This window comes from Methanosarcina sp. WWM596, from assembly GCF_000969965.1.
GTDB lineage: Archaea > Halobacteriota > Methanosarcinia > Methanosarcinales > Methanosarcinaceae > Methanosarcina.
This window is the reverse complement of sequence record NZ_CP009503.1, coordinates 3,053,528-3,078,468: the sequence shown is the minus strand read 5'-3', so window position 1 is coordinate 3,078,468 and position 24,941 is coordinate 3,053,528. Positions and strand designations below refer to the sequence as shown.

21 protein-coding genes, 3 rRNA genes and 1 pseudogene are annotated in these 24,941 nt (G+C 44.1%); 12 read left to right on the top strand and 13 right to left on the bottom strand.

Translation table 11 applies throughout. The features are described 5' to 3' along the window. Window positions 1–117: 117 nt before the first annotated feature. The 3 genes from MSWHS_RS13530 to MSWHS_RS19525 form a co-directional block, all read right to left on the bottom strand. On the bottom strand, window positions 118–1,452 hold the full coding sequence (locus MSWHS_RS13530) for an AIR synthase-related protein (protein WP_048130581.1): 1,335 nt from the start codon (window positions 1,450–1,452) through the stop codon (window positions 118–120). A gap of 198 nt (window positions 1,453–1,650) precedes the next feature. Then, window positions 1,651–2,259 (bottom strand): imidazole glycerol phosphate synthase subunit HisH, encoded by a 609-nt coding sequence (hisH, locus tag MSWHS_RS13525; RefSeq protein ID WP_048129354.1) that lies wholly within the window; start codon window positions 2,257–2,259, stop codon window positions 1,651–1,653. 308 nt (window positions 2,260–2,567) lie between these two features. After that, window positions 2,568–2,783: a hypothetical protein gene (locus MSWHS_RS19525; protein ID WP_082088157.1), complete on the bottom strand. Its 216-nt coding sequence runs from the start codon at window positions 2,781–2,783 to the stop codon at window positions 2,568–2,570. Window positions 2,784–3,013: 230 nt separating this feature from the next. Between MSWHS_RS19525 and MSWHS_RS13520 the strand changes: the two genes are divergently transcribed. Beyond that, window positions 3,014–3,496 (top strand): Ig-like domain-containing protein, encoded by a 483-nt coding sequence (locus MSWHS_RS13520; protein ID WP_048129356.1) that lies wholly within the window; start codon window positions 3,014–3,016, stop codon window positions 3,494–3,496. A 24-nt stretch (window positions 3,497–3,520) separates the two neighbouring features. Then, window positions 3,521–3,970 carry a hypothetical protein gene (locus MSWHS_RS13515; RefSeq protein WP_048159182.1) on the top strand — a complete coding sequence of 150 codons (450 nt, stop codon included), beginning with the start codon at window positions 3,521–3,523 and terminating at the stop codon, window positions 3,968–3,970. Between the two features lie 275 nt (window positions 3,971–4,245). Here MSWHS_RS13515 and MSWHS_RS13510 read toward each other — a convergent pair whose 3' ends face one another. The 3 genes from MSWHS_RS13510 to hisI form a co-directional block, all read right to left on the bottom strand. After that, on the bottom strand, window positions 4,246–5,112 hold the full coding sequence (locus MSWHS_RS13510) for a hypothetical protein (protein WP_231585446.1): 867 nt from the start codon (window positions 5,110–5,112) through the stop codon (window positions 4,246–4,248). A 152-nt stretch (window positions 5,113–5,264) separates the two neighbouring features. Beyond that, entirely contained in the window at window positions 5,265–7,187 is a 1,923-nt protein-coding gene (locus MSWHS_RS13505) for a PINc/VapC family ATPase (RefSeq protein ID WP_048129361.1), read from the bottom strand. A 269-nt stretch (window positions 7,188–7,456) separates the two neighbouring features. After that, entirely contained in the window at window positions 7,457–7,819 is a 363-nt protein-coding gene (gene hisI, locus MSWHS_RS13500) for a phosphoribosyl-AMP cyclohydrolase (RefSeq protein WP_048129363.1), read from the bottom strand. A 140-nt stretch (window positions 7,820–7,959) separates the two neighbouring features. On the opposite strand from hisI, the gene MSWHS_RS22420 reads away from it, so the two are divergent. Continuing rightward, the gene (locus MSWHS_RS22420) at window positions 7,960–8,355 is read left to right on the top strand and encodes a S8 family serine peptidase (protein WP_156151268.1); all 396 of its coding nucleotides are present in this window, start codon (window positions 7,960–7,962) and stop codon (window positions 8,353–8,355) included. Here MSWHS_RS22420 and MSWHS_RS13495 read toward each other — a convergent pair. Further along, entirely contained in the window at window positions 8,265–10,244 is a 1,980-nt protein-coding gene (locus MSWHS_RS13495; RefSeq protein ID WP_048129366.1) for an amylo-alpha-1,6-glucosidase, read from the bottom strand. The genes MSWHS_RS22420 and MSWHS_RS13495 overlap by 91 nt on opposite strands. Before the next feature lie 160 nt (window positions 10,245–10,404). On the opposite strand from MSWHS_RS13495, the gene MSWHS_RS13490 reads away from it, so the two are divergent. The 6 genes and pseudogenes from MSWHS_RS13490 to MSWHS_RS13470 all read left to right on the top strand — a co-directional run bounded on the left by MSWHS_RS13490 (window position 10,405) and on the right by MSWHS_RS13470 (window position 14,358). Continuing rightward, window positions 10,405–11,550, top strand: a complete 1,146-nt coding sequence (locus MSWHS_RS13490) for a hypothetical protein (protein WP_048159180.1) — start codon at window positions 10,405–10,407, stop codon at window positions 11,548–11,550. A 291-nt stretch (window positions 11,551–11,841) separates the two neighbouring features. Next, window positions 11,842–12,162, top strand: coding sequence for an iron-sulfur cluster assembly accessory protein (locus MSWHS_RS13485; protein ID WP_048129370.1), 321 nt, complete (start codon window positions 11,842–11,844; stop codon window positions 12,160–12,162). Window positions 12,163–12,461: 299 nt separating this feature from the next. Beyond that, window positions 12,462–12,815, top strand: coding sequence for a nascent polypeptide-associated complex protein (locus tag MSWHS_RS13480; RefSeq protein ID WP_048129373.1), 354 nt, complete (start codon window positions 12,462–12,464; stop codon window positions 12,813–12,815). Window positions 12,816–12,961: 146 nt separating this feature from the next. Beyond that, window positions 12,962–13,383 (top strand): annotated as a pseudogene (locus MSWHS_RS19515) (IS1 family transposase); the annotation flags it as partial. Between the two features lie 157 nt (window positions 13,384–13,540). Next, on the top strand, window positions 13,541–13,945 hold the full coding sequence (locus MSWHS_RS13475; RefSeq protein ID WP_156148192.1) for a hypothetical protein: 405 nt from the start codon (window positions 13,541–13,543) through the stop codon (window positions 13,943–13,945). 155 nt (window positions 13,946–14,100) lie between these two features. Beyond that, window positions 14,101–14,358 carry a hypothetical protein gene (locus tag MSWHS_RS13470; protein WP_048159179.1) on the top strand — a complete coding sequence of 86 codons (258 nt, stop codon included), beginning with the start codon at window positions 14,101–14,103 and terminating at the stop codon, window positions 14,356–14,358. A gap of 271 nt (window positions 14,359–14,629) precedes the next feature. Here the strand turns inward: MSWHS_RS13470 and rrf are convergent. The 3 genes from rrf to MSWHS_RS13455 form a co-directional block, all read right to left on the bottom strand. Beyond that, window positions 14,630–14,751, bottom strand: a 5S ribosomal RNA gene (gene rrf / locus MSWHS_RS13465). Window positions 14,752–14,825: 74 nt separating this feature from the next. After that, a 23S ribosomal RNA gene (locus tag MSWHS_RS13460) occupies window positions 14,826–17,730 on the bottom strand. A 196-nt stretch (window positions 17,731–17,926) separates the two neighbouring features. After that, window positions 17,927–19,404 (bottom strand): 16S ribosomal RNA (locus tag MSWHS_RS13455). The 16S, 23S and 5S rRNA genes sit together here, the layout of an rRNA operon. Before the next feature lie 845 nt (window positions 19,405–20,249). Here MSWHS_RS13455 and eif1A point away from each other — a divergent pair. The 3 genes from eif1A to MSWHS_RS13440 are packed head-to-tail and all read left to right on the top strand — an operon-like array spanning window position 20,250 to window position 21,915. Next, the gene (eif1A, locus tag MSWHS_RS13450; protein WP_048129379.1) at window positions 20,250–20,579 is read left to right on the top strand and encodes a translation initiation factor eIF-1A; all 330 of its coding nucleotides are present in this window, start codon (window positions 20,250–20,252) and stop codon (window positions 20,577–20,579) included. Between the two features lie 8 nt (window positions 20,580–20,587). After that, window positions 20,588–21,370 (top strand): serine protein kinase RIO, encoded by a 783-nt coding sequence (locus MSWHS_RS13445; RefSeq protein WP_048129381.1) that lies wholly within the window; start codon window positions 20,588–20,590, stop codon window positions 21,368–21,370. Then, the gene (locus MSWHS_RS13440; RefSeq protein WP_048129383.1) at window positions 21,367–21,915 is read left to right on the top strand and encodes a KH domain-containing protein; all 549 of its coding nucleotides are present in this window, start codon (window positions 21,367–21,369) and stop codon (window positions 21,913–21,915) included. Before MSWHS_RS13445 ends, MSWHS_RS13440 begins: the two co-directional genes overlap by 4 nt. Before the next feature lie 32 nt (window positions 21,916–21,947). On the opposite strand, the gene MSWHS_RS13435 is transcribed toward MSWHS_RS13440, so the two are convergent. From MSWHS_RS13435 to pstB, 3 genes are all read right to left on the bottom strand, one after another. After that, a complete protein-coding gene (locus tag MSWHS_RS13435; protein ID WP_048129385.1) occupies window positions 21,948–23,351 on the bottom strand; it encodes a dihydroorotase in 1,404 nt (467 codons plus the stop codon). 115 nt (window positions 23,352–23,466) lie between these two features. Beyond that, window positions 23,467–24,117 (bottom strand): phosphate signaling complex protein PhoU, encoded by a 651-nt coding sequence (gene phoU, locus MSWHS_RS13430; protein ID WP_048129386.1) that lies wholly within the window; start codon window positions 24,115–24,117, stop codon window positions 23,467–23,469. Between the two features lie 5 nt (window positions 24,118–24,122). Continuing rightward, a complete protein-coding gene (gene pstB, locus MSWHS_RS13425; protein ID WP_048129388.1) occupies window positions 24,123–24,899 on the bottom strand; it encodes a phosphate ABC transporter ATP-binding protein PstB in 777 nt (258 codons plus the stop codon). Between the last annotated feature and the right edge of the window lie 42 nt (window positions 24,900–24,941).

Sequence of the window (24,941 nt, the reverse complement as noted above, 5' to 3'; positions counted from 1 at the left end):
AGCCACTATTAAGCTTAACCGTTAAGCTTAACCGTTTCATTTTATCAGGTTTAGTTCCCCGATTTCTTTTTATTGATTTCTATTCCCATTTCTTTTTATTGATTTCTATTCCAGAGTTCACCTTTTCTTTTTGTCCCTTATTTTTTCAAGGACTCTCTGCTTTTTATTGATAGCTTCTTCTGCTGCCCTGTCAATTGCATTTCTCATCTCCTCGAAATCTCGCGGGTTCTCTTCCCCGTGAACTTTTTTGACAGGAGTATATGCAGACTCTCTGAACCTGGGTGAAAAGTCCCGGGTTTCTCCATTGACGATAACTTCAGCTCCGTTTCCTTCTTCCACACGCCCTATGATGTCAATCACGACACCTGCAGCCCGGACGGTTTCAAGAATCTCCCCTGCATATTCTGGGGGGACAATAACCAGCAGGGCATCAAGAGATACTCCGAGGTAATCGATTTTAAGGAGCTCAAGCATGGAAAGCACCTTTGGATTAACAAGGGCTCTCATTTTTTCTTCTTCAAAGACCATTTTTACTTTTGCAGTCTTTGAGATTTCCCGTGCATCCCCACGTATTCCACCATTGGTGACATCGGTCATGGCATGGACCTTTTTGTACAACCCGGACTGCAGGAGAGCTTCACAGGCTTCAAGAAAACGGATGTTAATGGTTTCTTCCACAACGTCGTGCATCCCGTAATAAAGTGCAGTTGTAGAAATCGTGCCTCCACCTGCACCTTCAGTCATAAGGATAAGATCTCCTGCTTTTGTCTGGTTGCGTGAGGTAAGGGAAGACGTAACACCAACAGCGCCGACGCCGCCGGTCATTCGGTCGCCTATTACCATGTCCCCTCCTATCCGGAGAGTGCTTCCGGTAACAAGGGGAATTCCGGTAAGGTCGGAAACTGCAGTGATTCCTGCAATGTGGTCGAATATTTTTGCCACATCTCCATCGTCTGCAATATGGATATCCGAAAGCATGGCAAGAGGGCGGGACCCCATTGCATAAACATCACGCAGGGCTGCTCTTGCTACATGAAAACCCGAAAGGAAGGGAAAATCACTCAGGCGGGAGTGGATCCCGTCAATCGTAACCACAAGGTATTCATCACCTATTCTTACAACCCCGGAGTCGTCAAGCTGGGAGCTGTCAACTACTGCACCTGTACTACCTATAACCTCCCCCAGTTTGGAATGAACGTAAAAGTCCCCTGTTCCCCTCGAACCTACCCCGAACTCGCCCATGGAAACTCCTGAGAGAGTGGAGCTTAATACGTCCCCTTCCATGTGAAGAGTTGCTTTTGCTTCACAAATAACTGCAGCTGCAATCTCATGAGCCCTTTCGGGGTTTATGTTCTTGATTTCAAGAATTCTTGAAGCAAGCTGTTCCTCAAGTCCGGCTTCAGTTGAAGGGTCCTTCCTGAGAGCCCGTTTTGCATAGCCTTCTATATCCATTGTAACCATCCTCTTGCAGACATCTGTCACTGCTTTGAAAGGTGCAGGGCAGATAATTTTGGAATTCAAGCATTAATCTCTGGATTAAGTCATAATATAAAATACCTCGGAATTAAAACTTAACCGCCGAAAAAACGAGAAATAAAGGTTTAGCTGCAAAACCGAAGTGTCCTATCAGATACATGATTTCAACATATATCAACACATTTCAACGAAGTTTTTCAGAATCTTAAGCCCTGTGGCTCCACTTTTCTCAGGGTGGAACTGGGTGCCCATAACATTTCCTTTTGAGTTTACGACAGAAGCTGAAAAATCCAGCCCGTATTCACATGACACAAGGGTGTTTTCCACAGCTGTGTCCACATAATAAGAGTGTACGAAGTATACGAAAGAACCGTCAGGAATGCCTTTAAACAGAGGGTGATCCTGTATAATCCTGATGTTGTTCCAGCCCATGTGGGGCACTTTCAGTTCAGACTTTGGAAAGCGAAGCACCCTTCCCTGAATGAGGTTCAGCCCATCGGTCAGCCTGCCTTCTTCAGAAGAGCTCATCATAACCTGCTGTCCAAGACAGATCCCAAGCATTGGTTTTCCAGAGTCTGCAAATTCCGCGATAACCTCTTTGAGAGGAAACAGACATTTCATCGCATCTATAAAAGCACCAACTCCAGGAAGAATAACACCATCTGCCGCCAGGATCTCCTCCGGATTTCCGGAGATTGCGGAACTTGCTCCAACGTGTTCAAGCCCTTTTTGAACACTTCTTAGATTTCCAAGCCCGTAATCGATAATTACGATTCTTTTCATAGTCCTAACAAACAAAGTTAAGATAGATTAAGCTTACGAACAAAGATTTTGTAAAACGTGGGAAAAAAATATAGAAATTAGAAAAGAAAAAACGAAGAAAAAAACGAAGAAAAAAACGAAGAAAAAAACGAAGAAAAAAACGAAGAAAAAAACGAAGAAAAAAACGAAGAAAAAAACGAAGAAAAAAACGAAGAAAAAAACGAAGAAAAAAACGAAGAAAAAAACGAAGAAAAAAACGAAGAAAAAAACGAAGAAAAAAATGAAGAAAAATAAACCTGAATAATACAATATAATATAAAAATTTCAGGTCAGTATCGGTCTGCAGAAAAATTGCAGGGTCTTTTCTCCTGCTCAAAAATCACCTTGTACTTGCCACAGCGTACACATTCGTAACGTTTTTCGCGTACTGTTGGCATACAGCAGAGCGCTCCGCTTTTTCGTTTCCAGTCATGCAGTCCGAAAAGACACAAAAAACTACGTCTATGGTCCGATTCATCTGTTTCATCAGAACATTCTTGAGTCAAAAACCTGTTTCCCCTTCTTAGCAATTAGTAAGGCTGGTTATACTATAGTAAGAAGAGTATGGTAAAAAGGACTATATAAGGGTATAGATTTCTTGAATTAATAACCACATATTTGATAATAAGAAACCACATCAGAAAAAATATGACAAAGACATAAATAGAATGGTTGAATATTCATAGAATGTTGTATAATTATGACAAAAATTTACGGAGTGTAAACGGGGGAAAACATGAAGGGACTTCAATTACTCAGAAATGATGAAAAAGCAATGGAATTACCAATAAATATCGTTGTTATGCTCGTTGTCGGGATGGTGGCTCTTGCAACACTTATCTCTATAATACCGACTCCTACAAAGGAAATGTCAGTAATTGTCAAAGAGACATCAGGAGCAGGAAATATTCAACCCGGGAACTCGATAATAGTAGATGCTACTACCGCACAGAACTCATTTGCCGTTTCCGCGGAAATAAATGTAACAGATAAAGACGGAAACCCTGTGCGAGATGCAAATGTTGTCCTCAGCGGACTCGGCGGGGCAGCCTCAAGCACAACGGACATTAACGGAATCGCAGTGTTGACAACGCCAGAAAATGCGCTGGTCCGACTTGACCCGAACCAGAATGAAGGGACTATGGACCTGAAAATCATGGCAGACGGCTTCTATGACTATGAGAGAAAGGATGCAATTATGATTATCAAAACTCGATAATACAGAGCTGGAGAGAAGCCGCATATGCAGCCTGAAAACTTAAAAAAGAATGAATCAGGAACTGTCGGGCTTCCGATCAGAATTGTAGTTCTTTCGATCGTTGGTTTTATCGGGTTTTATGCGATTCTTTCAGCCCTTTCAGCTGCTCCAGCCCCTGCAGAGCCCATGTATGCAACAGCAAATACAAGCACATTTTCACTCTCCTCCGGAGGAGAGGAGTCCAACTTCAGCCTGCAGATAAGCGTGCTTGACAGGGAAAATCGGGGGGTGGGGGAAGCAAACGTAATTGTCTGGAGCCCGGACAGAAAAAAAGCGTATTCAGGCGTCACAAGCCCTGATGGAAATGTTATTATAATGATTCTAAATCCCCAGCTGCCTGCCGGGAAATCCGAGGGGTACGTTGCAGTAAAAGTAATGAGAACGGGATATAGAGATTTTAGCGAGGAGTATTTCGTAAAGGTAACGAGGAGTTAAAGCTTCTTGAAAGAATCATTGCAAAATGTTGTTACTATTAATCATGAACCTATTAATCATGAACCACAGCCCAAAGAATGCCATAAAACCTCCGCAGAGGTATACCAGTTTTTCATGTATGGGCTGTGAAATTACTTCTGTTCCTCTGGAAAAGGATAAAGACTCAGCTACAAGAAATCCAAGGTCTGCTATGCAACAAAAAAAGTATTCTGGTTTAAATCAATCGATTTATTCCTGCAATTTTCTACATTATTACTGATTGAACATCACAATCATCAGTTCGTTAACGATTTTTGCTTCCGGTTAACCAGATAAAATTTTAAAAGTACAGCGCCTGCCATAATTACTGCAAGCCCGGTTGAGAAGTAAGGAGACCTTATTATATCCCAGCGGCCAGACCAGATAAGAAACCCTGTGAGGAGAAGAACGGAAGACCCGGCAATTCCTGAGATTTCTATCGGAATTTTTATAGAGCCCAGAGTAAAACGATCTCTATTTTCAATGGCTTCAATGCGGGATTCAGATTTTCGGATATATTCTTGTGATACGCTTTCCTGACCTTGAATTTCCCTGACTTCATTTCTCAGTTTTTCAACATCTGACACGAGGTTGCTGTGCACAAAATCCGAAAGTTCAGATATAGCAGCCTGTAGAGAACGGAGGCTTTCGGAAAGGCTGGAAAAAAGAGTACTTATATCTTTTACTCTGTAGCTGGTTCCTGAAACCTCGGAAGAGATGTCCAGAGAACTCATGGAAACATTTGAGGCTTCTGAAGAGGGAAGCACAGCACTGAAGGCAAAAGTTGAAATATTCTCTTCAGTGAGCGACGGAACAGAGTCAGAAAGCAGAGAATTTCCCGGAAGAGGAAAAGGAGCTTCAGGAAAAACAGAAGGCCCATGTGGAGAAACTGAAGAGCCTGCAGCAAGATTTGCGGAATTTATCTCCTGAAAAGAATCTGGCGACATGCCTGAAAAAGCTTTTCCAGCCTGTAAAGTCTGAGGTGCTTCAAGAGATAAACGGCGCTCAATGGCCCTCATCCGCTTTTCAAAACTTCTGATGCTCTGGTCAAAAACCTCGATTCTTCCCTGCAAATCGTCCCTGATTTCGGGCTCTAAGTGATATGATTTACTCAAATGAACCATAACCCCCATAAAATTTATAATATGAAATCACGCCCGTACAGTATATAAATTTTTTTACAATTTAGCAAAAAAATATATGAAGTATAACTTGAAAAAAGAAAGGACAGGTTGCCCCTTATTAATCAGTTAATATGCCCCTTGACTCCGAAAAATCAGATAGGTCTGACCTCAACAAGATCTCCGCTATCCTGAGCTTCCATAATTCCCACTGCAAGGTCCGAGTTCACCCTGAGTTTCACATCCCCATGCCGGCTAACAGTTGCGCTGAAGAGATATTCGTCTTCGATGAAAATCTCCACGTCCTTTCCTGCAAGTTCGGGAGCCCCAAGGATAAGGTGCTTCTTAGTCCTTTCGATTATCGGATGAACCGGGGATGCAGGAATACCTTTCTCATGCCCGATTTCTCTGGCCTTTCCCGGAAAGGTTTTGCGTTCAGCCCCGCGCTTCTGGGCTTTTACACCTCTTGAAATATCGGCCTCCAGCTCCCTGACGTCGATGTGGAGCCCAAGGATATTTTCGATCCTGTCAATGACGTTCCCGCCTTTGCCGATAACCTTTCTCATATCCTCGTCATGGACCTTTACGATTGCACTGTCGTCTGAAGTCACTTCCACCTCAACGGGACCTGTTGCATATCTGCTGATAACATTCCTTATCTCTTCTTCAGCAAGCTTCCAGGCAGGCTTCCGGCTTTCCCGGGAAGGACCAATTGGCATGACCACAACTTGTTCTCCATATGTGTAAATCTCATAATCGACCTTGCCTGTTTCGAAATCCGCAATGGTAATTACCGGCCTTGCAAGATCCTGCTCGGTCATTCCGTGAGGGACCTTAACTGTAAAGGCTAGTACCAGGACCTTTGTGACCTTTCCCTTGTCGATGAAAATTACAGTATCCACTACCTGTGGGATCACACCCAATTCAACCCTTCCGATAAGACGCTGAATGGCATCCACTGCCCGGGTCGCATGAACTACTCCGATCATCCCGACTCCTGCCAGGCGCATATCCGCAAAGATCAGAAAATCCCCGGTTTTTCGTACTTCATCATAGATAGTGTAGTCCGGCCTGACCAGAAGCAAGAGGTCTGCAGTGTCTTCCATCCTGCCATTGAGAGGAGAATACTGTGTGATCTCAGGAGGCACCTGAAGGTCTCTTGGGGATTCCATGGTTTTGACCACCTGCCCGTGGTCGTTCAGATATCTGGCAACTCCGGCAGCAAAAGTGGACTTCCCGGCACCAGGAGGTCCGGCAATGAGAATCCCACGCTGGCTTACAATACGTTCTTTCAATTTATCGCTCAGGCGGTAATGCTCAAGATCCACAACCACAGTTGGCCTGACAGTCGTGATTTCCATGTCATCGGAAAAAGGCGGGTGAGCAATTGCAATTCGCATGTTCCTTATTTGAAGAACGGTCGCCCCACTTGAAGACATCTCGATGAAAGACTCAGGGTCCAGCCTCGCCCTTTCAATTAGTTCTTTTGAGATGCTGGAAAGTTCCGCAGAAGTTGCAGGTTCATCACGAATCCGTACATACCGCACATTCTCCACAGGTCCCTTCTTGGCCATAGGAGATACACCATTTTTGAGGTGTACGGACATCGTATCGTCAGTGAAAAAATGCTCGATTTTAAGGGGGCCGAATTCTGAAGGATCCAGAACTTTGGGATAAATGTACTCAACATCAAGTCCTTTTGCCTTAGCTATAAGAGACTGTACACGATCTTCACTGACGAACAGCCCTCCAACTTCAAGAGCTGTGCGCCGGATAAGGGCATCCACCCTGCCCTCCTTAGAAAGCCTGATTTCCTCTGAAGTGGGCTGAACCCCACTGAACTGAAGATTAATCTCCCCTCTGCCTGATAGCTTCCGAAGTTCCAAAAGCTCTTCAAGCCCTTTGAAACCTATTTCTCTGCCCCTGTTTGCCTGGGCTTCAAGCTCCGATACCACAGCTTCGGGAACAACAACCTCAACACCCCTGAACTCACCACTTCTGACGCGGGAAGAGAGCCTCCCGTCAATTATCACGCTGGTATCCGGAACGATCCTCGATATCTGCTTCTCATCAGCCATATAAAGGGATATAGAGCCAGAAAGTATATAATAAAACTTCTGCTGCTTTTTTTCAGATGAATGAAGTAAAAAAAACAGGATTGGTGAGAAACCAGGTTTTAAAAAACCTGAAAAAAACCTGAAGAAGATGGAAATAAAGAAGGAGGGGAAAAAATAAAAAAAAGTGAAAAAAAAATAAGAAAGGAAAGAAAAAACAAAAGAGTAAAAGAGATAATAGACTAAAAATTATAATAATGAAGAAAGCTCAAAAAAGAATAGAACTTTAGAGTTCAGTAAACATCCTCTGGCTCAAAGACCTTTTCCCCTACGACCTCTCCTTTGAGATTTCGATAGAAACACGACCGGTACCCCATATGGCAGGCCCCTCCAACCTGTTCCACGAGCAGGAGGATGGAATCCATATCACAGTCGATCCTGATTTCCTTCACTTTTTGTACATGCCCCGAAGTTTCACCTTTCTTCCATAGCTGTTTCCTGCTCCGGCTCCAGAAATGGGCAATTCCGGTTTCGACGGTCTTTTCAAGGGCTTCCCGGTTCATATAGGCACACATCAGGACCTCCCTGCTAATCTGGTCCTGAACTACAGCAAGGATCAGGCCGTTTTCATATTTTAGGGTATCAAAGTCAATCATGGGAGATAGATTGCCAAACTAGTATAAAAAGAGAAGTTTACAAAAAAATATAAATAGACAATTGAAAACCTGAAAAAGAACAAGAACATCGCATACATTGAGCCGGACTTTAAGGTTAAAGCTCTCGGGGAAACCTTGCCCTGGAGGATAGAAAAATAGGAGTTATCGGCGTTGCCCCTGAAACAAATTTATACGCACAAAAAATACTCGATAGTACGGGGAGCGGTTCTTCTGGTAACATTATAGCAGCTATCGACTGGGCAATAGCTACTCATGATGATGGAATAGATTCAAACGAGATCCAGATAATTTCAATGAGCTCGGGTTCAGATAGTGGAACGGAAACGCTTAATTCAGCATGTACTTTAGCATACGAGCATGGGATTCTGCTGGTTGCAGCTGTCTTTTTTATTTTTTCAGTAAGCAACTACTTTATTGAAACCTCTCACGGTTTGATTCCAAGAACATCCTCAACATATGCCCTTAAAATCTCTGCAACACTCCATGCCTGGGCAATGCAGCCTCCTGGAGTGTAAGGGTAATTACCATCAAATACCTCGGAAATGGTGCCTATGCCTGCCGTTTCAAGATGCATATCAAAGCCTCTGAGGAGGGAACGCATATCTTCAAGGCTCTCTTTTGAGTAGTTGTGTACTTTCCTGTAGGCTTTGACATAAGGTCCAAGGAGCCAGGGCCAGACGGTCCCGTTGTGGTATGCCAGGTCCCTTATTTTAGGCCCTCCCTGATAGCGCCCCCTGTAAGAGGGATTATCCATTGAAAGTGTCCTTAGCCCGAAAGACGTGAGCAGATCCTTTTCCACCCTGTCCACGATAGCCTTTTCTTTCTCAGGAGAAAGCATTGTGTAAGGAAGAGCCACTGCAAAAATCTGGTTTGGGCGGATAGACGGATCTTTAATCTGATTTCCCGCCTCATCCTCAGACACGACATCATAGAGGCAGTTAGCCTCCGAGTTCCAGAAAATTTCTTCAAATTTAGATGCTACCCCGGCTGCGAGAGTTTCATATGAAGAAGTTTCTTTGCCAAGGAGACCCCCAAGTATGGAAGCACTTTTCAGAGCATTATACCAGAGGGCATTTATTTCACAGGCTTTACCTGCTCTTGGAGTCACGGGATTATCTTCTATATTAGCATCCATCCAGGTCAGTTGAGGACCCTGCCGAATAAGATAATCAGAGTCCATGCCGATTCCAAAGTCTGTGCCTTTACGGTAATTATCTATGATACTTTCTACAGTATCCCAAACGTCAGAGAGAAACAGTAAATCTTTTGTGTATGCAAAATATCGGCCAAGGGCATGAATAAACCAGAGAGAAGCGTCCACGGTATTATATACTGCATCTCCTCCAAGAGCCGGAAATGCGTTAGGGACCAGGCCTCTTCGAGAGTGTCTTGCAAAGTTCTTGAGAGTGGACCTGGCTTCATCGAAGCGGTGGGGAACTAAAAGAAGACCAGGCAGAGAAATCATTGTATCCCGCCCCCAGTCAGCAAACCAGTGATATCCCGCAATCACCGAATTCTGGCCTGTAGAGGGATTCTTCACAATAAAAGAGTCAGTTGCCCTGAGAAGCTTAAGGGCAAAAGGTTCGGTAAGCCTGGAATTAAAAGCAAGAAGATTCTGTCGATATACCTCTCTTGTATAGAGTTCCTCAACCTGCTCAAGAGTAAGAGAAGAAATATCTTCGGTTGAAGCAGCAATAAAAAAACGAGAGGTTCCCAGTTTAAGTTTGCTTTCGAAATAACCGGGGTTAAAGTTGTCTTCCTGGAAAGCAAGTCCGCGTTCCTTTTCAGCATCAAATTCAAAATTGTAGTACCACTTCGGGTCACGATGATACTGGAGATTGGACGAAAGCGAGAAAGAAAAACCATTAGAACTTTCCAGTTTTAATCCTGTAGAATCTGCTTCCTGATAAAAGGAAAGGTATCCGGAGCGAGTAGTGTAATGGAAATCTCTTGAGTTTACCATAGGAAAAATTCTTAGCGAAGCACCCTCTTTTCTGGACCTGATATCATAGACGACACAGGTTGTATTATTATTATGAACCATGAAGACCTTTTTCTTCACGGTAAAAATACCGGGCTGGTAAACCCAGAGGGGAAAAGGGGCAAGAATGAATTTAGAAAGGTAATTGAAGCCCGCAGGAGATACAGTGCCCGGATACTTATGGGTTGCAAGTCGGTAGACTTCGTTATTGAGAGAGATTTCCTCATCAAGGGAAGAAAGTAACAAAACCCGCCCTGGGGAATTCTCTGGAGCCGCTACAAGTAGTCCGTGATAAGTCCTTGTTCCGGCTCCTATAACTGTAGAAGATGCATATCCTCCGAGCCCATTCCCTATAATCCATTCTTTTTTTATACCTTCTTCATAAGTAGAAAATGAATCTGCTCCAAGCCTGATCCCACTCATACATATCTGATTAGGATTTGATTTCTTATATAGTTGTATGTTTGGAAGGAGGGGTTTAAACATAGAAGGAGGTATACAGTATAATAAGTGTAAAAATAATTATATTTCAATTGTAAACATAAACTATTTTAGTTGTACAGGACATAAGAAAGTGAGAATCATGAATCAAGACCTTTTAGAAATCCTTGTTGACATCTTCAAATCATCCGGATACAATGTCATAATATCCAGCCAGTCTGATATCCGTGTAGAGAAAAATGGACATCAAGCTTATGTCATGTGCGCCCTGAAACCAAGCTATGAAGAAATAAAATATTTTTCCGAAAAGATAGCAGCTTGTACCGGAATCTATGTGATGACCCAGAAAATTTCGGGAAAACTGAATGAATATGCAGCTGAACTCGGAATATATATCTGGGACAGAGATGAGCTAGCTCTTCAGATAGGAAGGGCGGTTCTGGCAAATATGGAAAGAAAATCGAGTGCTTATCAGAAAGAGTCTGAAATACCTTTAAAGGAATCTCAGAAACAGGTAGAAACGGCCCCTGAACCCACTAAAGAAAACAGAGAAGACGATGGCTTCAGACAGGAGCTTTACTCTGATGGGAGACTTGTACCACTTCAAGACATGTCGAGAGAAAAAGAAAAAATCTCTTTTGAATCCAGAACCCTGCCAAAGCCGGTTGAGGGGAGAAAACCTCTAAAAAGACTGGAGAATAGCGAAGTTTCCAGAATTGAACCATATGATATGCTGAACATACAATCTGTAGAACCCAAGATATCTAAAGATCAGGCAATTATCATTTCAAAACCCTATATCAGCAGCCCTAAAGATGCGATTTTGAAATTCGTACCTTTCTGGAAGTATTCCTACAGTGTTGAGGCAGAAAAACGATTCAGGTCAAAAGTTATGAGCATTACAGGAGAAGGGGAAGGCTATCTTAATGCTCTGAACAAGTCAAAAGAAAATATGGATATAGAAGGTCTTGGTACGCCTACCAGGATTCCGGCAGTGCAATATGAGGTGAAGAGGCCGAATGTAGATAAAAAACAAGCAGAGAAGGTCCTTCTTGAATTAATTATACAGGAAAATACACGCGAGATTCGCTTTAACAATATGGAAGGGCAGGCAATTATCTACGAACAGAAGAGCATCAGCCCAAAAGCCAATGAAATAGAACTTGACATGGATCTTGTATATATTCCTGTGTGGGAAGTGAAGGGTAAAAGGAATTCTCTTGAGATCAATGCTTATAATGCCAGCGTGCTTGAAGAACCTATAGATGAAGATGCCGAATTCCTTTAAGAGAAATTTCTAAAAATATTAGAAGAAAAATATATAAGATAGAAAATATATTTACATATTGGAAGAAAAGCGGATTTCTGGAAAAGAATCCACAATTTGCCCTTCGAAGACTTCTTTGATAAAACTTTTTCAGGAAAAAAGAGATGTCATCTCGCATAAGCGTTATATGTATTAGATGCAAGATTATATAACGCTAAGGAGTTATCTATAAGTTGTAACAGATGGCTTTTTATAGGAGATTAAGGTCTTCAGTGTATTAAACTTATCAAAAATAAAAAGAGGTATATATAAATGATTGAAATAACAGAGAAAGCTGCTGCAGAGCTAAAAGCACTGCTGGAACAGGAAGGGAAATCTGACCTTGCACTCAGGATCTTTGTTGCTGGAGTAGCCTGCAGTGGGGTCCAGTACGGACTCGCCCTCGACGAAGAAGTAAAGGAGGACGATGTGACAATGGAAAGCAACGGAATTAAGCTGGTAATGGCAAAAGACATTGAGAAAAGCTTCACTGAAGGCAACATTGATTTCGTTGAAGATGAAAACGGAAAAGGTTTCGTTATCCGCAACCTCGGTGCCGGCAGCGGATGCGGTAGCTGTGGTGGCTGCCATTAAATAAAAGTTGCGCTGGCGCACTCCACCACAAGCAACGGGGTATTTTCGCGCCACCGCTCCAAATTTCGTTAAAGAAAAAAATAACCCTAAAAACTTTAGTTTGAGTAGAAGTTAACAACCGGAAAGTGGAATTGATAAATTACATATTATCACTAACGGTTATCGGGGAAGTTTTCCATCCCCGCAACAAGCTAGCGGGGTATTCGACTGATAATAAAAGCAAAACCTTGCAAGGGCATGAAAAAATACCCGAACCTGAAGAAGCAAACAAAAAATGAAAACAAAGGAGAAGGGGATCTATGATTCCAGGAATGGGAGGCCGGGGGGCGAACCCGGCTAAAATGAAACAGATGATGAAGCAGATGGGGATTAATGTTAAGGAGCTTAAGGACATTGAAGAGGTAATTATAAAGACTGCGGACTCTAACATAATTATTGAGAACGCAAATGTCACTATAATGACAGTCCAGGGTTCGGAAACATATCAGATTGTAGGTGATGCAAAGGAAGTCCCAAAATCTCTGGAAATCCCTGCCGAAGACATCAAACTCGTAATGGAGCAGACCGGCGTCTCCGAAGAAGAAGCCAGGAAAGCCCTGAAGAACTCAAACGGAGATCTGGCAGAAGCCATTGTGGCACTTTCTTCTGCCTGATCCCTTTTCCTCATTTTATAAAGATCTCACTTTATGAACTTCTAATATTATAAACTTCGATTTTAGAATAATCTCATTTTTACCATATATAATAAAATTAGTTTCAACACTTTGATTTCAACACTTTATTCTAACCTGTTTTTGAAATTATATTCAAGAGGAACGATATAATTGGTGGACGTCAATGCTACAAATGCCATGATTGTGGATATAACTATTCTGTAGAGATGAAATCAACTGCTAGCTCTGCTTCTGTTAAGAGACAGGCTTTACAACTCTATCTTGAAGGATTAGGGTTTCGCTCAATAGGAAGAGTTTTGGGGGCAAGTCATGTTTCTGTCCAAAAATGGATAACGAAATTTGGTTAGGACTTAAAGGATCTAAAAAGCGAAAATGAGATCACTATTGTTGAACTGGATGAGATGCACACTTACATCGGTAACAAAAAAAATATTGCTGGATCTGGATTGCTATTGATAGAGTTGGGAAAAAATTCATCAACTGTTCTTTTGGCAGCAGAGGAACAGAAACTGAAATACAACTCTGGAATAATTTAAAGAATAAAGAAAAAGTGTTCTTTCAGGTCTTACATAATTTATTAAATTGAAAACGGAAGAGAATACCCTATATCTTTACCATTTTAAGGGATTTCATGAAAAGAAATAAAATGCTGTTTACATCAATTCTAACAATAGCCATCCTACTAGCCCCAGTTGTATCGGCAAATGGAAATGACACAGAAAAAAAAAGAATTAGATTTTCGCCTACAAAAAAACGTTGAAGATTATAATATGATAGTTACAGATAATAACTCATCATATGAAGATGTCCTAATATGTACAGATCAGCTTTATCAAATTATTGATGAATTGAATAGTCTTGGTATGGATATCGAATCTATTCAAACTTCAAATGTAAAAGTAGTATCTAAAAATAAAGTTCTTCCAGCAACCATGTCGGTAAGAATTGTTCCACTTAAAGAAAAAAGTGAACGCATATCAGCTACTGCTAATGAAAGTCAGCTCAAAAAACTCAATGAAATCTATGGAAAAGATAAGTCAATTAGAGAATTAATGGAAGAAGTTTTCCCCGATGTGCAAGCAAAGACACCAAAAGATATAGTAGAATAAGATTATAAAACTAAAATGAGGTGGCCTACCCCAACATTACCTACTGCTAAGTTATTCCCACAATTTAAAATTGAAATACCTTCTCATATAGCATATGCTCAATCAAACCTTTATGCAAACTCAGCACCTGAAGTTGAATTTTCCTTAGGACATTTATGTTTTATCCAACTCCACTCACAATAATACCCTATATGAAGGTACTTTCTTATCTATATTATCCAGCAGAGGATGAATATATACATGCGGCTGTTGAAGAAGATACATGGTGCTATTCAATAGAGGCAGAAGATAGCGAAGTCGCAGAAGATACTGGTTACTACTGTACAGTAGGATCACATTATGTAATTTTTAATTCAGGAAACCTATACAAATATGTAGCTAGTAACTCAGGCGAGCTATATGTAGATTTTTAAAGAAATAATCCCAAATCAATTTGATTTGACCTGATTATTACTGCTGAGATTACAACACCAAATGATATTTCTTTAATTTCATACTTTGGTAGCAGACAACGTAACAAGAGAAAGAAGAATTCAAAAAATCAATTTAAAAAATCAATATCAAAAAATCAATTTAAAAAATCAATATCAAAAAATCAATTTAAAAAATCAATATCAAAAAATCAATTCAAAAAAACATTTCAAAAAAACAATTTCAGAATAGAGTTAAAGTAGTATAGGGTGAGTTTGGCAGCGATCCAGAGTTCCCGAAGGCTCGCACACTTCAGTACAGTAAGGAACGTGGACAGGCTTATCTTCTGTGTTCGGGATGGGTACAGGAGTTACCCTGCCGCTATGGCCGCCAAACTCTACCTATAAATGGGATATGGGAAAAGTCATGTATAGATGTGCTGCATACTGAATTTCGCCTGGACCTGAATTAGGTGAAAGGAACGGATAGTTAGTGAACGCGGACTGAACACCTCGTTGCCTTGGTGCTTACATCCCGTTTCTATCAAACCGGTCTTCTACCGGAATCCTTAGAGAGGTCTCTTTTTAGGTCAGATTTCGAGCTTAGATGCATTCAGCTCTTATTCCTTAGCGCGTAGCTGCCCGGCAATGCCTTGTCAGACAACCGGTACACCAGTGGCGCCGCTGCTTGGTTCCTCTCGTACTAAAAGCAGCTTACCCGCAGACCTCTGGCACCTCTAGTAGATAGTAACCGACCTGTCTCACGACGGTCTAAACCCAGCTCACGATCTCCTTTAATAGGCGAACAACCTCACCCTTGGCCGATGCTGCACGGCCAGGATGGAAAGAACCGACATCGAGGTAGCAAGCTGCCGGGTCGATATGTACTCTTGCCGGCAACGACTCAATTATCCCCGGGGTAACTTTTCTGTCATTTTTGGCCCCCACCAAGGAGGCTCAAAAGTTCGCTAGAACCGACTTTCGTCTCGTCATCCACTGCTTTGCTGAATAACGTCAGGCTGACTTATACTCTTGCACTCTTCAGCGAGTTTCCGACCCGCTTGAGTCAACCATTGCGCGCCCTTGATATCTTTTCAAGGGCGTCCCGCCCCAGGCAAACTGCCCACCTATCGGGGTCCTCTTCGCAGAGTTAGGGTCGTAGTTCCAGAAGGGTAGTGTCCCAATTGTGGCTCCACAGATGCTGGCGCACCCGCTTCGACGCCTCCTACCTACTCTGTACATCCAGAACCACAACCCAACGACAGGCTGCAGTAAAGCTCCACGGGGTCTTCACTTCCCCCTAGAGGTCTCTAGACTGTGCACTAGAATGTAAGCTTCACCGGACTCCAGTTAGGGACAGTAGGGCTCTCATTGATCCATTCATGCAAGTCGCCAATTAAGCGACAAGGTACTACGCTACCTTAAGAGGGTCATAGTTACCCCCGCTGTTTACAGGCCCTTCTTCCCGTTGAACCGGGGTTTCAGGTACCTGCACTGAGCAGGATTCAGAGATTGTACTAGCCCTTACGGGTTTGCAATCTCCTATGTTGGTATTAGACAGTTAGAGCCCCCTGGTCACTGCGACCTGCTGTCTTCACAGCAGGCACTCCTTCTCCCGAAGTTACGGAGCTAATTTGCCGAATTCCCTTAACTGAATTACTCCGACACGCCTTAGCCTTTTCAGCTAGGGGCACCTGTGTCAGTTCTCGGTACGGACATTTAGCTGTCCTTTTCACGGGTTCCTGGGTGCAGCCGACTTAAGCCATTACAGATTCGCCCGATTCTCGCCATTACGGCTCTCCACGGGGTTCGCTGCTTAGACGGCGCGACGACGCCGCTCGGCCTGCCCGGAAACGTCAGAACTAAGTGCTAAATGGTACAGGAATATTAACCTGTTTCCCTTTTGGCGTACTCGAATTACGGTACGTCTTAGGACCGACTAACCCTCGGCTGACGATCATTGCCGAGGAAACCTGGCCCCTTCGGCGGCAGGGATTCTCACCCTGCTTTGCTGCTACTATTACCAGGATTTTCGTTTGTGAACGGTCCACAGGACTTTACAGCCCTGCTTCAGCCCGAACACAACGCCTTCCTACGAGATTACCTTGCGGTACTCCGTGGTATCGGTGGTCGACTTGAGCCCCGTCAATTTTCGGGGCCCCAAACCTCGACTGGTGAGCTGTTACGCACTCTTTGAAGGGTAGCTGCTTCTAAGCTAACCTTCCAGCTGTCTTGGGCTTGGGACGCCCTTTAGCGTTAACACTTAGTCGACACTTGGGGACCTTAACCACGGGCTGGGTTGTCTCCCTTACGGACTACAAGCTTACCCCAGTAGTCCGGACTCCGACTGTCTCAGATGACGGTGGGTTTGGAGTTTGACAGGCGGGCGAGGGATTTCTCCCCCGGAACCGCCAATCAGTGCTCTACTCCACCGACGATCTCAAGTCAGGTCATGCTGCGACATGTTTCGGAAGGAACCAGCGGATGCCGGGTTAGATTAGCATTTCACTACGAGACGCAGGTCACACGAATGATTTGCAGATCAATACCGCTTGCGGTCCTCCACGTAGCTTTCGCCACGCTTCAACCTGCCCACGCCTAGATCACCCGGCTTCGGGTCGTACCCCGGTGACTCCACGCACTTGTATACGTCGTGCCTCGCCCGAAGGCTGCGCACATGTTGCTTTCGCTTCGGCTGCCCAGATAAAAGGTTAGCCATCGCCACCAAGATACACTCCCTGGCCCGTTCTTCAAAACGTAAGATACAACACTGGCAGTGACATTCGTACTACATCCTCGCGGATGATTTCTTCATGTCAAAGATCCTTTCATGCCGTATCGTTCCATCACTATCAGGTTTCAGGCACTTTGCACCTCCCTTCTCGGGGTACTTTTCAGCGTTCGGTCACCCTACTATTTCGCTATCGGTCTCAAGGAGTATTTAGTTTTGGAGATTGGTGACCCCCAGATTCCCGCACGATATCCAACGCACGGTACTCAGGGACATGTTCCGGTCTGTTAGCTTACACCTAAGTGACTGTCACACTCTATGGTCTGCCGTTCCAGGCAAGTTCGGTTTTGCCGCAAGACGTTTGAACAGCCCTACAACACCACATTTCCCCGAAGGGATTCGGTTTGAACTGTGCCGGTTTCACTCGCCGTTACTAGCGGCATCTCAATTGATTTCTTTTCCAGCTCCTACTGAGATGTTTCAATTCGGAGCGTTCCCGATCATTACTGATCACTATGGAGAGGTCCCATTCGGAGATCCCGGGTTCATTGGATCCATGCACCTATCCCGGGCTTATCGCAGCTTGGCACGTCCTTCATCAGCTCTTGAGCCGAGCCATCCACCTGATAGCATAACTCCTGTTACACCTAACCAGGTCCAGTTAGCGTTCAATATACAGCACCTATACACGACTTCATATGCCTGCGGTTCCGCGCAGGCTATCCATCCTTCCCCGATAAACTACTTATCGGGTGCATTTGATGAGTTATAATTCGAATTTATTAATGGGGTGAGGATTTGTACGGTTTATCGGCATCTGGGTGATAGTGTTTTTAGCTTAGGAGGTGATCCAGCCGCAGATTCCCCTACGGCTACCTTGTTACGACTTAACCCCCCTTGCAAAATTCAGGTTCGAACACGGCACAGAGTCCGTGCCCTCACCCATACCTCACTCGGGTGGTTTGACGGGCGGTGTGTGCAAGGAGCAGGGACGTATTCACCGCGCTATATTGAAACGCGATTACTACGGATTCCAGCTTCACGAGGGCGAGTTACAGCCCTCGATCCGAACTACGGATGGGTTTGTGAGATTACCAGCCCCTTTCGGGGGAGGGACCCATTGTCCCATCCATTGTAGCCCGCGTGTAGCCCGGGAGATTCGGGGCATACTGACCTACCGTGGCCCGCACCTTCCTCCGATTTAACACCGGCGGTCCCCACAGAGTACCCATCGTCCCGGAGGACATGCTGGTAACAGTGGGCACGGGTCTCGCTCGTTGCCTGACTTAACAGGATGCTTCACAGTACGAACTGGCGACGGCCATGCACCTCCTCTCAGCGATTCAGGCAAAGTCTTCAGCTTGGCCTACATATTGCTGTCGCCCCCGGTGAGTTGTCCGGCGTTGAGTCCAATTAAACCGCAGGCTCCACCCGTTGTTGTGCTCCCCCGCCAATTCCTTTAAGTTTCAGCCTTGCGGCCGTACTTCCCAGGTGGCTCGCTTCACGGCTTCCCTGCGGCACCAGACACGGTCGCGCCATGCCTGACACCTAGCGAGCATCGTTTACGGCTGGGACTACCCGGGTATCTAATCCGGTTCGTGCCCCCAGCTTTCGTCCCTCACCGTCGAACCCGTTCTGGTAAGACGCCTTCGCCACAGGTGGTCCCACAGGGATTACAAGATTTCACTCCTACCCCTGTAGTACCTCTTACCTCTCCCGGTTCCAAGCCTGGCAGTATCCCCCGAAAGCCTAATAGTTAAGCTATCAGATTTCCCGGAGGACTGACCAAACCGGCTACGGACCCTTTAGACCCAATAATCACGATCACCACTCGGGCCGCCGGTGTTACCGCGGCGGCTGGCACCGGTCTTGCCCGGCCCTTGCTAACAGGTGTAGTTTAAACACCTGGACAGCCAGCATATGATGCTGGCACTCGGTGTCCCCTTATCACGGTTTCCCGCATTGTAAAGTTTTCGCGCCTGCTGCGCCCCGTAGGGCCTGGATTCATGTCTCAGAATCCATCTCCGGGCTCTTGCTCTCACAACCCGTACCCGTCGTTGGCTAGTAGGTACATTACACCCACTACTACCTGATAGGCCGCAGATCCATCCTTGGGCAGACGAATCCATTTGACGCATAAAGCATTCCAGCAGATATGCGGTATCCGGAATTATCCCCAGTTTCCCGGGGTTATGCCGGACCCAAGGGCAGGTTATCCACGTGTTACTGAGCAGTACGCCATGTTCACGAAGAACATATGACTCGCATGGCTTAGACGAACACCGATAGCAGTAACCTCTGGCAGGATCAACCAGAATTGTTATAGCACACTTGAAATTAAAGGTCTTGGTCGCAGAAACTTGCACTAACAACTATCTAATTCAGTTAGTTCATTTCGCGATAGATATTTGAAAAAACATCTATCACCCAGAATTAACCGAACCGACAAATCCTCGTCAGACAGAAAATAACTCCTGTCTCCATTAAATTGATAATGAGTAGTAATTGCTGCATTTATGATGCAGGAAATTATAGTTACGCACCCATAGTATTTAAAGATATCGAATCTCCCCTTTGACAGGAAGAACTTTCTCAAAATTGCTATGAGAAAAACCCTCTAGCATGTGTTAAGAAACACACTAGAAAAGGATATTTGCTTACACGCTCATAGTATATAAGAGTATCCATTCCCCTTCTAAGAAGAAGAAATATCAAACCATTGTACTATGAGAGAACCAACCAGCACAACAATATTCATGCTGGTACAGGAAACACATATACATTAGTATTAATATATAAAGCTTTTCATCCAGGCACATTTTAAAGAAAAACAAACATAACATATAAATGGAATTTTGTTTATTCAGTTCCTGAATTCCACCCTGGAATTAATAATTCAAGAGCGACGCACGCTTGTTTTACGTGTGAGACATACAAACACACATCCAATATATATACCTGTCGCCTTCCGGAGTACTTAGAAGAAAATAATAAGAAGAAAAGACTAAAAGAAAGCAAAAAAGCGTAGCATTAAAATAACAACAGGAAGTTGAAAGCTGCATGATGAATAACCTTAAAGCTCGAAAAAAGAGATATAATATTTAAGGTTATAAAAATAAAAAATACAAGAATAATTGCAAACTACATATAACGAGGTATCACACTGGCAGACTTAAAGAAACCTACATCAAAAGCCAATCCCAGCACGGAAGAGACATTTACAAGAGTACGCACTCCACGAAGGGAAAATAACGAGATTCTGGCAACCGTTGAAAGTCTTCTTGGTGCAAACCGTCTTAGACTCCGCTGCATGGACGGAGTAGTCCGTATGGGAAGAATTCCGGGCTCAATAAAGAAGAAGACCTGGATTAAAGAGGGAGATGTTGTCATTGTTGTGCCATGGGATTTTCAGAACGAAAAGGCAGACGTGATATGGAAATACACAAGGCCACAGGTAGACTGGCTTGAGAGAAAAGGGTACCTTAAAGGATAAACATAGGAATGGACCAGGACGAGAAAATAAGGCGCATTGACAGCGCCAAAGATAAAGCACGTGCCAGGGAAAAAGACTCCGAAAGGCTGAAGGTGGAAGAAAATGTATTCGATGTGCCCACCCTAAAAGTCCTTTATACCCTTTCCAATAAGGGAATAATAAAGGCGCTGGGAGGCTCCATCAGTACTGGAAAGGAAGCTAATGTCTTCTATGCAGAAGGCGAGGGAAGAGAACTGGCAATAAAGATATACAGAATGGCCAGCAGCACTTTCAAGGCAATGGATGCCTATATTATGAAAGACCCTCGCTTCACAAACATTAGAAATAACAAGCGAGACATAATTTTTGCATGGACACGCAAGGAATTCCAGAACTTGAAGCGTACAAAAAGCGCAGGAGTACGAGTTCCTGAGCCATTGGTTGCTGAGAAAAATATTCTTATCATGGAATTCATGGGAGAAGAAAAAAAACCCTATCCCCTATTGAAGAACACGCACCTGGAAAACGATGAAGCAAAGCTTGTTTATGACAAAATCGTCGAATATATGCACCTCCTCTACAAAGAAGCAAACCTTGTACATGCCGACCTGAGTGAATACAATATCCTCATTGATCCGGCAGACACGACCCCGATTTTCATAGACATGGGGCAGTCTGTGACTCTGGAACACCCCAATGCCAGAGAGTTTCTCTACAGAGACGTGCAAAATATACTCAGGTTCTTCGGCCGCTATGGAATCACGGACAAACCTGAAGAACTACTTTCAAAAATACAGGCGGAAACAACATGACCCAGTATCTCAAAATTCCCAAAGAGCGAATCGGAGCAATTATTGGTCCGAAAGGAGAAACAAAGAAATTTATTGAGGAAAAAACCGCTTGTCAACTGGACATAGACAGCGAAAGCGGAAAAATCGATATTACCTGCGAAGAGGATCCATTAAAAGAATTCAGGATTCTTGAGACCCTCAAAGCCATAGGAAGAGGTTTTAGTCCCGAAAAAGCTCTTGGAATCCTTGAAGACGACATGCTGATGCTTGAGGTCATTGACCTCTCCGACGTTGCCACCACTCCAAAAGAGCTCCAGCGCGTAAAAGGCAGGATTATAGGAAGAGGTGGGCGAACCAGAGAGCTTGCAGAAAGCCTGATAAATGTCAAGATATCCGTATACGGAAAAACCGTATCCATACTCGGATACCCGGAACAGAACACCATAATAAGGACAGCCATAAAAATGCTGCTTGACGGAGCCACTCACGGCGCAGTCTACAAATTCCTTGAGAAGAAGCATCAGGAACTGTTGCACTCACAGCTGGACTCAATCGACTTTTACTGAAAAAGTGTTTAAAAAAGGAGAGTTCCGGAACCTTAATCAGGTCCGGCCTCTTCAGAAATTTCATATTCATCTTCTTTGAATCTTTTACCACTGCCTTCAAGGAAATTACCCCTTCCCGGCTTTGCATTAATGGACTCTTCCATCCAGATTACCTCGCCCCTGGAGAGTGTATATTCCGGAAAGACCGCATCCATTCCTTCAAAGGGCGTCCAGCCAGCTTTACTGTGCAGCATTTCAGCTCTTATGGGTTGAAGGTTGCGCGGATCTACAATCATAAAGTCCGCATCAAAACCCACCTCAAGCCTGCCTTTGCCCTGGAGGTCCAACCCGAAAGCCTTTGCCGGGTTCCAGCTTGTAACCATTATCATCTGCGAAAGGGGCAGAATATTTTTTTTGACCGCAGCAAGCATGAGAGGCATAAGGGTTTCAACCCCCGGCACTCCGGAAGGAGCAACCTTTATATCGAGATCCTTTTCAGACTCAAGGTGTGGAGCGTGATCTGAAGCCACCATATCAATAGTCCCATCATTCAGCCCGTTTACAAGCGCTTTGATGCTGTGGCTCCCCCGCAGAGGAGGGTTCATTTTGCCAAAAGCCCTGAGACGCTCCCAGTCCTTAGTAGAGAGAAACAGGTGATGAGGAGTAACCTCACATGTAAAAAGGGGTTTTTTATCTTCTCTTTTTGCAAGATATTTTTCTTTTCGGATCATTCCCACAGCTTCAAGCGTACTCAGATGGCAGAAATGTGCCCTAACCTGAAGTTTGGAAATGAGTTCAAGAGCACTCTGGACAGCCGATGCCTCACATGCATTTGGGCGTACCTTTGAATGGTAATCATAAGAAACATCATCTTTCAACAACTGCTCCAGTTCAAAGCGCATCTTTTCGTCCTCGGCATGAATTGTAGCGAGGGCTCCAAGACGTTTGATCTCAGCAAGGGCTTCTTCAAAGGTCTCCTCATTGATATTTAACCCGCCTGTAGACTCAGCCATGAAAATCTCCCCAAAAGCCGTGACTCCCAACCTCCAGAGTTCTTTGAGCTTCTCTACATTTCCTGTAACCCCACCGTTAATCCCGAAATCAACAATAGACTTATTTCGGGCAAATTTGAGCTTCTGTTCAAAAGAGCGCCGATCTGTTGTAGGAGGAATGGTATTTGGCTGGTCAATAACAGTGGCAATGCCCCCAGCAGCTGCAGAACATGACCCTGTGTACCAGTTTTCCTTAAGGGTCATACCCGGTTCCCTGAAATGAACATGCACGTCAATTCCGGCAGGCAAGGTAAGGGAGCCACCTGCATCTATCACCATATCCGAACTCGAGACTCTGAAGTCCTTTCCGATTTTTGTAATTTTGCCATTCTCAATAATGATTTCGGCAGGCTGAAGAGAATTATGATAATAAATTCTCGTATTTTTGATATGAATATCAGGCATGGGCGTCTATATGCTTATAAACATACTTAAAACATGTACATAACTGAAGATTGAAAAATAAGAGAAAAGAGGAGTAAAAAAAGAAAAAATGAAGAAAACTGGCCAGAAAACCTGTTCAGTTTAACTTAACACGTTCAGCCGTCGTTAGATAAATAACACTTTCACATATATTACAGCAGTGATCTGCAATCCTTTCCAGATAGCGAACCAGGAAGAGCAAATGTGTGGCTTTGGAAATAATACTTGTGTCTTTTGCCATCATCTCCAGAAGTTCAACCCAGACTGCATAAAAGATCTTATCGACCTCTTCATCCCGAGCGGCTGTCGTTCGTGCAAGTTCAGGGTCCCGTGTCTCGAAAGCCTGGAGGGAATTTGCAATCATATCTGCGGTGATGTCAGCCATTCTTTTGGTATCTATGAGCGGTTTGATATGCTCACCTTCGATTCGTCCAGGGATTTTGGCAATATTGATTGAAAGACCCACAACCCTTCTAAGGTCTGCCGCAATCTTAAGAGCCGACACAACAAGCCTGAGGTCACTTGCCATGGGCTGCTGAAGCGCCAGCAGGTCAAAAATGGAAACCTCAATACCTTCCTCAAGTTTATCTGCTTCTGGCTCAAGGGCAAGAGTCTTTTTGGCAAGCTCAACATTGAGGTCTATAACCGCTCCCATAGAGTCGTGAAAAATCATTTCAGACATTTCTCCGAGAGAAAGTACGGACTCCCTGAGCAGATCCAGTTGCATAAGATATCGTTCTCGAACCATTTAAATCACCCAAACCTGCCTGTAATATAATCCTCAGTGCTCTGTTCCTTTGGATTTTGAAAAATCTGCCTTGTCTGGCCGAACTCAATCAGTTCCCCCATAAGGAAAAAACCTGTATGGTCTGAAATCCTTGCTGCCTGTTGCATATTATGAGTTACAATTACTATGGTATAATCTATTTTAAGGTTCATAATCAGTTCTTCGATCCTTGACGTTGAAATGGGATCAAGAGCACTGCAAGGCTCATCGAAAAGAATGATTTCGGGCTTTACTGCCAGAGTCCTGGCAATACAAAGCCTTTGCTGCTGCCCCCCGCTCAGGGAAAGGGCAGGTGACTTGAGCCGGTCTGAGGTTTCATCCCAGATGGCAGCCGAACGAAGGGCACCCTCGACAACTCCACCCAGATATTTCTTAGTTACACCATGGATACGCGGCCCATATGCGATGTTGTCATAAATGGACATCGGGAAAGGGTTGGGCTTCTGGAAAACCATTCCCACATGTTTCCGGAGGTCAACAACATCCACGCCTGTTCCATAGATATCCTTACCTTCAATTGAAATTTTACCTTCGATCCTGCAGTTTTTGATAAGATCGTTCATCCTGTTTAAACACCGGATGAAAGTAGACTTTCCGCAGCCAGAAGGACCTATAAGAGCGGTTACGCTGTTTTTGGGGATATGCATGGAAATGTTCTTTAGTGCCTGCTTATCCCCGTACCACAGATTAAGATTTTCGACTTCAATCTGGGATCGAGCTACGTTTTGAACAGCTTCAGTCATTTATGGACCTCGATGATTATATAAATAGGACTTACACAGTTG

What these genes read in the sequence shown, in the direction of transcription:
- MSWHS_RS13530 (WP_048130581.1), bottom strand. Translation starts at nt 1,452, where the DNA reads ATGGATATAGAAGGCTATGCAAAACGGGCTCTCAGGAAGGACCCTTCA.
- hisH (WP_048129354.1), bottom strand. Translation starts at nt 2,259, where the DNA reads ATGAAAAGAATCGTAATTATCGATTACGGGCTTGGAAATCTAAGAAGT.
- MSWHS_RS13520 (WP_048129356.1), top strand. Translation starts at nt 3,014, where the DNA reads ATGAAGGGACTTCAATTACTCAGAAATGATGAAAAAGCAATGGAATTA.
- MSWHS_RS13515 (WP_048159182.1), top strand. Translation starts at nt 3,521, where the DNA reads ATGCAGCCTGAAAACTTAAAAAAGAATGAATCAGGAACTGTCGGGCTT.
- MSWHS_RS13510 (WP_231585446.1), bottom strand. Translation starts at nt 5,112, where the DNA reads ATGGTTCATTTGAGTAAATCATATCACTTAGAGCCCGAAATCAGGGAC.
- MSWHS_RS13505 (WP_048129361.1), bottom strand. Translation starts at nt 7,187, where the DNA reads ATGGCTGATGAGAAGCAGATATCGAGGATCGTTCCGGATACCAGCGTG.
- hisI (WP_048129363.1), bottom strand. Translation starts at nt 7,819, where the DNA reads ATGATTGACTTTGATACCCTAAAATATGAAAACGGCCTGATCCTTGCT.
- MSWHS_RS13495 (WP_048129366.1), bottom strand. Translation starts at nt 10,244, where the DNA reads ATGAGTGGGATCAGGCTTGGAGCAGATTCATTTTCTACTTATGAAGAA.
- MSWHS_RS13490 (WP_048159180.1), top strand. Translation starts at nt 10,405, where the DNA reads ATGAATCAAGACCTTTTAGAAATCCTTGTTGACATCTTCAAATCATCC.
- MSWHS_RS13485 (WP_048129370.1), top strand. Translation starts at nt 11,842, where the DNA reads ATGATTGAAATAACAGAGAAAGCTGCTGCAGAGCTAAAAGCACTGCTG.
- MSWHS_RS13480 (WP_048129373.1), top strand. Translation starts at nt 12,462, where the DNA reads ATGATTCCAGGAATGGGAGGCCGGGGGGCGAACCCGGCTAAAATGAAA.
- MSWHS_RS13475 (WP_156148192.1), top strand. Translation starts at nt 13,541, where the DNA reads ATGGAAATGACACAGAAAAAAAAAGAATTAGATTTTCGCCTACAAAAA.
- MSWHS_RS13470 (WP_048159179.1), top strand. Translation starts at nt 14,101, where the DNA reads ATGTTTTATCCAACTCCACTCACAATAATACCCTATATGAAGGTACTT.
- MSWHS_RS13445 (WP_048129381.1), top strand. Translation starts at nt 20,588, where the DNA reads ATGGACCAGGACGAGAAAATAAGGCGCATTGACAGCGCCAAAGATAAA.
- MSWHS_RS13440 (WP_048129383.1), top strand. Translation starts at nt 21,367, where the DNA reads ATGACCCAGTATCTCAAAATTCCCAAAGAGCGAATCGGAGCAATTATT.
- MSWHS_RS13435 (WP_048129385.1), bottom strand. Translation starts at nt 23,351, where the DNA reads ATGCCTGATATTCATATCAAAAATACGAGAATTTATTATCATAATTCT.
- phoU (WP_048129386.1), bottom strand. Translation starts at nt 24,117, where the DNA reads ATGGTTCGAGAACGATATCTTATGCAACTGGATCTGCTCAGGGAGTCC.
- pstB (WP_048129388.1), bottom strand. Translation starts at nt 24,899, where the DNA reads ATGACTGAAGCTGTTCAAAACGTAGCTCGATCCCAGATTGAAGTCGAA.